The 6422-nt window shown below is 66.7% G+C and carries 7 protein-coding genes; 4 read left to right on the forward strand and 3 right to left on the reverse strand.

Annotated features, from left to right (window positions below; genetic code table 11):
* Window positions 1-3: 3 nt before the first annotated feature.
* The gene (locus AC1DS3_RS12255) at window positions 4-525 is read left to right on the forward strand and encodes a DNA-deoxyinosine glycosylase (RefSeq protein ID WP_441635025.1); all 522 of its coding nucleotides are present in this window, start codon (window positions 4-6) and stop codon (window positions 523-525) included.
* Between the two features lie 169 nt (window positions 526-694).
* Here the strand turns inward: AC1DS3_RS12255 and AC1DS3_RS12260 are convergent, their stop codons facing one another.
* Complete coding sequence (locus tag AC1DS3_RS12260; protein ID WP_441635023.1) at window positions 695-1390, reverse strand: P-loop NTPase family protein; 696 nt, start codon at window positions 1388-1390, stop codon at window positions 695-697.
* Between the two features lie 247 nt (window positions 1391-1637).
* Between AC1DS3_RS12260 and AC1DS3_RS12265 the strand changes: the two genes are divergently transcribed.
* Window positions 1638-2393 (forward strand): tetratricopeptide repeat protein, encoded by a 756-nt coding sequence (locus AC1DS3_RS12265; RefSeq protein WP_477109377.1) that lies wholly within the window; start codon window positions 1638-1640, stop codon window positions 2391-2393.
* A gap of 74 nt (window positions 2394-2467) precedes the next feature.
* Window positions 2468-3328, forward strand: coding sequence for a class I SAM-dependent methyltransferase (locus AC1DS3_RS12270; protein WP_441635019.1), 861 nt, complete (start codon window positions 2468-2470; stop codon window positions 3326-3328).
* Between the two features lie 84 nt (window positions 3329-3412).
* Here AC1DS3_RS12270 and AC1DS3_RS12275 read toward each other — a convergent pair whose 3' ends face one another.
* Entirely contained in the window at window positions 3413-5056 is a 1644-nt protein-coding gene (locus AC1DS3_RS12275; RefSeq protein ID WP_477127241.1) for an ABC transporter substrate-binding protein, read from the reverse strand.
* A 258-nt stretch (window positions 5057-5314) separates the two neighbouring features.
* Between AC1DS3_RS12275 and trmB the strand changes: the two genes are divergently transcribed.
* Window positions 5315-5989, forward strand: a complete 675-nt coding sequence (trmB, locus tag AC1DS3_RS12280) for a tRNA (guanine(46)-N(7))-methyltransferase TrmB (protein WP_477127242.1) — start codon at window positions 5315-5317, stop codon at window positions 5987-5989.
* Window positions 5990-6041: 52 nt separating this feature from the next.
* On the opposite strand, the gene AC1DS3_RS12285 is transcribed toward trmB, so the two are convergent.
* Window positions 6042-6422 (reverse strand): DUF2863 family protein (locus tag AC1DS3_RS12285; protein WP_477127243.1); only part of this gene is annotated, 381 nt, incomplete at its 5' end.

A 6422-nucleotide genomic window follows, 5' to 3' on the forward strand; every position in this document is an offset into this window, starting at 1 on the left:
CCCATGCCAGTCCCATCTCCCGCATCCCCTCCGCGTCGTCTTTCCCCCGATCTACAGCAAGGCCTTGCACCGGTCATCGATCGGCACATCCGCGTGCTGGTGCTGGGCAGCTTTCCCGGGGCGGCATCGCTGGCGGCGCAGCAGTATTACGCGCATCCACGCAACCAGTTCTGGCCGCTGCTGGGCGCGCTGACCGGAGAGCCGCTGGCTGACTTGCCTTACGCCGATCGGTTGGTGCGGCTGCTGTCCCATGGCATCGGCGTGTGGGACGTGCTCGGCGCCTGCGTGCGCGAGGGCAGCCTGGACTCCAATATCCGCTATCCGCAGGCCAACGATTTCGCACGGCTCAAGGCGCTGGCGCCTGCATTGCGCCGCGTCGGCTTTAACGGCGGTACGTCGGGTCGTTTCGCCGCGCAGTTCGCGGCGGCAGGCTACGAGACGGTCGTGCTGCCCTCATCGAGCCCAGCGCATGCGGCGCGTAGTTTCGAGCAGAAACTGGCGTTGTGGCGTGCGCTGCTGAACTAAGCACCGATATTCGCGCTGGCGGGCCAGCCGGACAGCAGCCTGAGCCTGGACGTCGGATCGCGGGTCGAGGGCATCGGCCGCCCGCGTGTCGAGCGCTCTTTGATTCCGACGTGCATCGATGCGATGCTCAAGGTGCCGATTCCGCTCACAACTCCACTCACAACTCCACTCACAACGCCAGCGCTGCCATCTCCCCATAAGCCCGGTTCAGCCAGACCTTGACGCGCTGGCGCTCCAGCATGCCGAGCCCGGTGGCGGCGCGATCCGGATGATTCACCGCGGCCCAGAAGCTGGTGCTTTGCTGGTCGATCTTCTGCATGGTGGTATCGGGCAGGTGGCGCAGCGTCATCACGCTGGCGCCCAGCGCTTCGGCGCGGGCGCGTTCGCCCGAGGCTTCCAGGATCTCGAAGCGATCGCCGCGGACTTCATTGAGGACCAGCACCAGCTTGATGCGGCCGCCGAACTGGTCAAGCCACTGGCGCAGCAGGTCGACCGAGTCGCGGCCCGCATCCATCACATGCCACCAGGTGAGCGTCAGGCCATGCTCTTCGGCCAGCGCCAGCACGTCGGCGTCGTCCATCCATCTTGCGAGTGCGTGCTGCGTCTGGGCCGCGAGGTCGACCAGGATGCGCCGCTGCGGGTCTTCCACGGCGTGCTCGATAATGGGGTCCAGGCTGTCGTGCTTGTCCAGCACGGCGGGCGCGGCAAAGTCGGCATAGAAGCGCAGCAGGGCGCCGTGCGACTTGTCGGTGTCGAAGCCCAGGAAGGGCATGCTCCGGTCGATAAAATGCTGGGCCAGCAGGCGGGCGACGAGCGATTTGCCGACGCCGCCTTTTTCACCACCGATGAAGTGGATGTAGCTCATATCTGCGGATCCTTTGTCGTGGAGGGCCAGGTTGGAGGGGCGTCTCGGGTTTTGCTAAGGTACGCCTGGCAGGTAAGCCTGGCAGGTAAGCGCAGAACGTAAGCGCAAAACAGCCTTACCGTAAAAGGCATTTGTGACAGTAGCAAGTAGCATGCCGCATCGGGCACCCCGGCCGCATCTGTCACAATCACGGCCATGCATGCCGGCGGGAAGTCCGCCGGCCAACGCTTTGCAGGATAGATAGACAATGCCGTATCTAGGAATTGGTTTTCACGTCATCATCGCCGTGTTCTTCGCCGTGCACGCGGTGCGCACCCAGCAGAACATGTACTGGCTGCTGATCCTGTTCGCCTTCCCGGGCCTGGGCAGCGTGGTGTATTTCTTCGCCATCTACCTGCCAGGGCTGCGCCAGACGCGGGGCGCGCGAGCCGCCAAGCGCGCCATCGGCCAGCTGGTCGATCCCAACCGCGCGGTGCGCGAGGCACGCGACGCGTTCGACCGCGCGCCCACCGTGGATCACCGCATGCGCCTGGGCGCCGCCTTGCTTGAGGCCGGCGAGCCCAAAGCCGCGCTGGAACACTATGAGGCTGCCGCCAGCGGACCGTTCGCCACTGACCCGGCGCTGCTGCTGGGGCTGGCGCGCGCGCAGTTCGCCACCGGTGGCCATGCCGCTGCCGTGGCAGCGCTGGAGCGCTTGTTCGCCGCCCAGCCCCAGGCCCGCCAGCAAGCGGACCCTGCATTGCTGTACGCGCGCGCGCTGGCCGCGTCGGACGCGCCCGGCACGCGCGCCGCATTCGAGCAGGCGCTGACCTGCGCCAACGATGCCGCCGCGCGCTGCCTGTTTGCCGACTGGTTGACGGCACGCGGGGAACCAGCCGACCGCGAGCGTGCCCAGGCGCTGTACGCGGAGATCGTGCACGACGGCAAGCACTGGCCGCGCCACGCCCGCGAGCACAACCGGGAGTGGCTGCAGCGTGCCCAGGGCGCGCTCGGCAAAGCCTGATCCCGGATCGATCCGAACCGACTTACGTGCCGCCCCGGTGGGCGGCACGCTTACATGCATTCTTCCTGACCACCATGACTCTTCTCAAACGCAAATCGATTGAAGCCGTGGCCTCGCGCCGTCCCGCGCGCGGCGCGCAAGCCGCGCAGCGCGAGGAAAAGCGCATGACCCCGCGCTTCGCGCCGGTGACTTTCTCCGAGATGGACGGCGTGCGCTACCTGCATTTCGGCACCGAATGGGTGCAAGGCGCCATGCGCCTGCGCAAGCCCGATGCCATTGAGCTGGAGTACGCGCAGCAGATGATGGCGTGGCTGTTGTTCCTGTCGCCCTCGGCGCCGGAGTTTCACGTGACGCAACTGGGCCTGGGCGCCGCCGCGCTCACCAAGTTCTGCCATCGCCAGTTCAGCCGCGCGCGCGTGACGGCGGTGGAACTCAACCCGGCCGTGATCATTGCGGGTCGCAGCATGTTCGGCCTGCGTGAAGACGACGAGCGCCTTACCGTGCGGGAGCAGGATGCGTGGGATTACGTGATGGATGGCGCGCACACCGGCGCGCTGGATGTGCTGCAGGTGGACCTGTATGACGCCACCGCGCGCGGGCCGGTGCTTGACACCACGGCGTTCTACAAGGCGTGCCGCCGCGTGCTCAAGGCGCCGGGCGTGATGACGATCAACCTGTTCGGCGACCACGACAGCTTCCCAAAGAACATTGTGCGGATCTGCGAAGCGTTTGATAACCGTGTGCTGGTGTTCCCCGAAGTGCACGACGGCAATGTCATTGCGCTTGCCTTCAATGGGCCGGCGATCGATGTGTCGTGGGATGTGCTGGAGATTCGCGCGAAGGTGCTGGAGGATACGACCGGGTTGCCGGCGCGGAGTTGGGTGAATGGTTTGCGGGCGGCGAACGCAAACCAGGAAGACGGCCTGCGGATCTGATTCAAGCCACGCGGCGGCTGGCGGCGCCGGGTTCAACGCCCAGCGCCGCCTCGCGAGACACCTCTCTGCCTCTCCGCCTCTCTCTTACTGCTTGTGGAAKAACTGCGCCAGCGACCATTCGTCGGTGCGCGCCTCGTACCTCAGGTCCTTGCGCATGGCCCACATCGCCAGTTGGCTGTGCGAGGGGATGATGGCGTGGTCGGCCAGGGCGAACCTGGCCGCGGCGCGGGCGTTCTCTTCGCGGGCTTTGTCGCTGGTCACCGTGGTCAGCGATTTCTCGATCAGCTGGTCGAGCTGGGTATTGCTGTATTTGCCCCAGTTCCAAGTGCCGTATCCCGTCTTGGGGTTCGGCGTGCCAGTGATCGATCGCAGCGCCACGTCGGCCGCCGCCGAACCCCAGCCCAGCATCTCGAACGCAAAGTCGCCCTGGCGCGCGCGGGTGAAGTACGCGGCTACCGGCAGCGTTTCCACCTTGGTCTGGATGCCGATGCGCGTGAGCATGCTGGCGGTGGCCTGGGCCACGGCGGCATCGTTCAGGTAGCGGTTGTTGGTGGCGTGCAGCGTCAGGCCGAAGCCATCCGGATAGCCCGCCGCGGCTAGCAGCTTCTTGGCGCCTTCGGGGTCATAGGCCTCTGGCTTGGTGCCGGGGTGGCCGAAGATCTGCGGCGAGACGATCGACGAGGCCGGCACGGCCAGGCCTTCCATGATGCGGCTGACGATGGCGTCGCGGTTCAGCGCGCGGCTGATGGCGGCACGCACGCGTGCGTCCTTGAAGGGGTTCTTTCCCAGCGGCTTGCCGGCCTTGTCGGTGACGTAGGGCGGGTTGTCGCGCGACTGGTCCATCTGCCAGAAGATGGTGCGCCACGAGACCTGCTGCTCGATGCGGAACTTGGGGTTCTGCCTGAGCTTGGCCACGTCCGCGGACGGCACGCTTTCGATCACGTCGACGTCGCCGGACAGCAGCGCCGCGCTGCGCGCGCCGTTGTCGGTGATGATGCGAAAGATCGCGCGATCCCATTCCGTCTTCGGGCCCCAGTAATCGGGGTTCTTCGCCATCACGATTTCCTGCCCGCGCGCGAAGCGCACGAACTTGAACGGGCCGGTGCCGATCATCGCCTTGCCAGAGTCGAAGTCCGCCTGGCTCAGCGTGGCAGCTACCTTCTTCGGCATGATCGGCACGCTGTTCAGGTCGTTGGCCAGGTTGGCGTAGTTCGGCACGCTCATGGTCAGGCGCACGGTCAACGGGTCGGGCGTGTCGATGCGCGCGATCGGCTTGGTGTAGCTGGTGAAGGAACCGGGGCTGTTGGTGAGCTTGTCGGGGCGTTCGAGCGAGGCCTTRACGTCTTCGCTGGTAAACGGCGTGCCGTCATGCCATTTCACGTTGGGGCGCAGCTTGATTTCCCAGGTGATGGCGTTGACCGGCTTCCACGACAGCGCCAGGCCGGGGATGTAGCGGGCGTTCTTGTCGAGGAACACCAGCGACTCGAAGATATGCAGCGCGATGGCGTTGTTGGGGCCAGAGTTGTTCCACTGCGGGTCCATCGAGGTCACGTCGGCAGACAAGCCGATGCGCAGGTCTTCGGCCTGCGCCGCACCGGCGGGCAGCAGCATCAGCGTGGCACTGCCGAGCGCGAGCGCGGCACCGGCTTGCAGCAGCGCGCGGCGCGGCATCATGGCGGTGAGGCTGGAGGTGTGGCGTGTGCGGCGTGTGCGGCGTGTGGCGGTCATCGGGATGCGCTCCTCGTACGGGCCGCCGCCAGGATGGGATGGCGGCGGCGGGTTCTCAGATGGGGTGGCGGGGCACGCTTGGGCCGCCCGCTTGTCCACCCCGGTTGCCCGCATTGTGCCGTCAAAACGACATCTGCGTGCGACATCGACGTCATATCCATATGCTCGCAGCAGTGGATGGCATTTGTCCACGCCCGTCGCCAGAACCGCAAGCCCAGGCGATCCCGCAGCGCTCGGCAGCCGGGTAGAATCCCGCCCATGTTTGCCAACTCCCGCACCATCACCTCGGCCCAGGCCGATGTCCACGACCACCTCGAGGCGCGCCTTGCCCGCCACCTGGCCGAGCCCTTTCGCAAGCCCATCGGCGAGCCAAGCCGGCGCGCGCTGGATCTTGCGTTGCAGCAATGGCAGCAGGCCGGGGCGGCCCCGCTGATCCTGGACGCTGGCTGTGGCGTGGGGGAGAGCACCTTGCGCCTGGCCACGGCGTTCCCCGGGCACTTTGTGATCGGCGTGGACCAGTCGGAAAAGCGGTTGACCGGGGGCAAGGACTGGTGGGATGGTCCGATGCCGGCCAATTTTGCCTGGGCGCGCGCGGACCTGGTCGACGTCTGGCGGATGCTGCAGGCGGCTCGCATCGCGGTGGATCGCCATTACGTGCTGTATCCCAACCCCTGGCCCAAGATCGGCCACCTGGGGCGGCGCTGGCAGGGGCATGCGGTGTTCCCGGCGCTGGCTGCGTGCGGCCGGTACCTGGAGTGCCGCAGCAACTGGCAGGTCTATATCGACGAGTTCGCCCGGGCCCYGGCGCTGGTCGGCCGGCCTGCGCAGGTCGAGCTGTGGCAGCCGGCCGAGGCCATCACGCCGTTCGAGCGCAAGTACGCGGCCTCCGGCCATGCGCTGTGGCGCTGCATCAGCCCTTCGCCCGCCGGCTGAAGGAAAAACGGCCCGCGCAAGGCGGGCCGTTGGTCAGGCGAAGCGACGCAGCTTAGTGGAACAGCGGCTGCTGCGTGGGCGCGTCTTCCGGCAACTCGGCGTGGACGATCTCGCCAGAGCGGTCGGCGTAAAGCGGCGTGCCGCAGTCTTCACAATACTCGGGGTCGAACAGCGCGGCGTGGCGGAAGATGTCTTCCACCCCGGCGTTGCGCAGTTCCTCGCAGATCTGCTCCAGCGGGTTGTCCTTCTCGCTGGCATCGATCTCGCCGGACTCGCGGCCGTATACCGGCCAGACGATGCCGTAGATCACATCCTTCTCGCCGCGCATGGTGAAGCCCACGCGGTATTCCTCGACTTCTTCCTCGCCGAATGCCGCCACCACGGCCGCCATCTGGCCGGCCGGCACGTCCAGCGTGCCGCACAGGTAGTTGAC

Source organism: Cupriavidus sp. 01L46 (genome assembly GCF_056399905.1).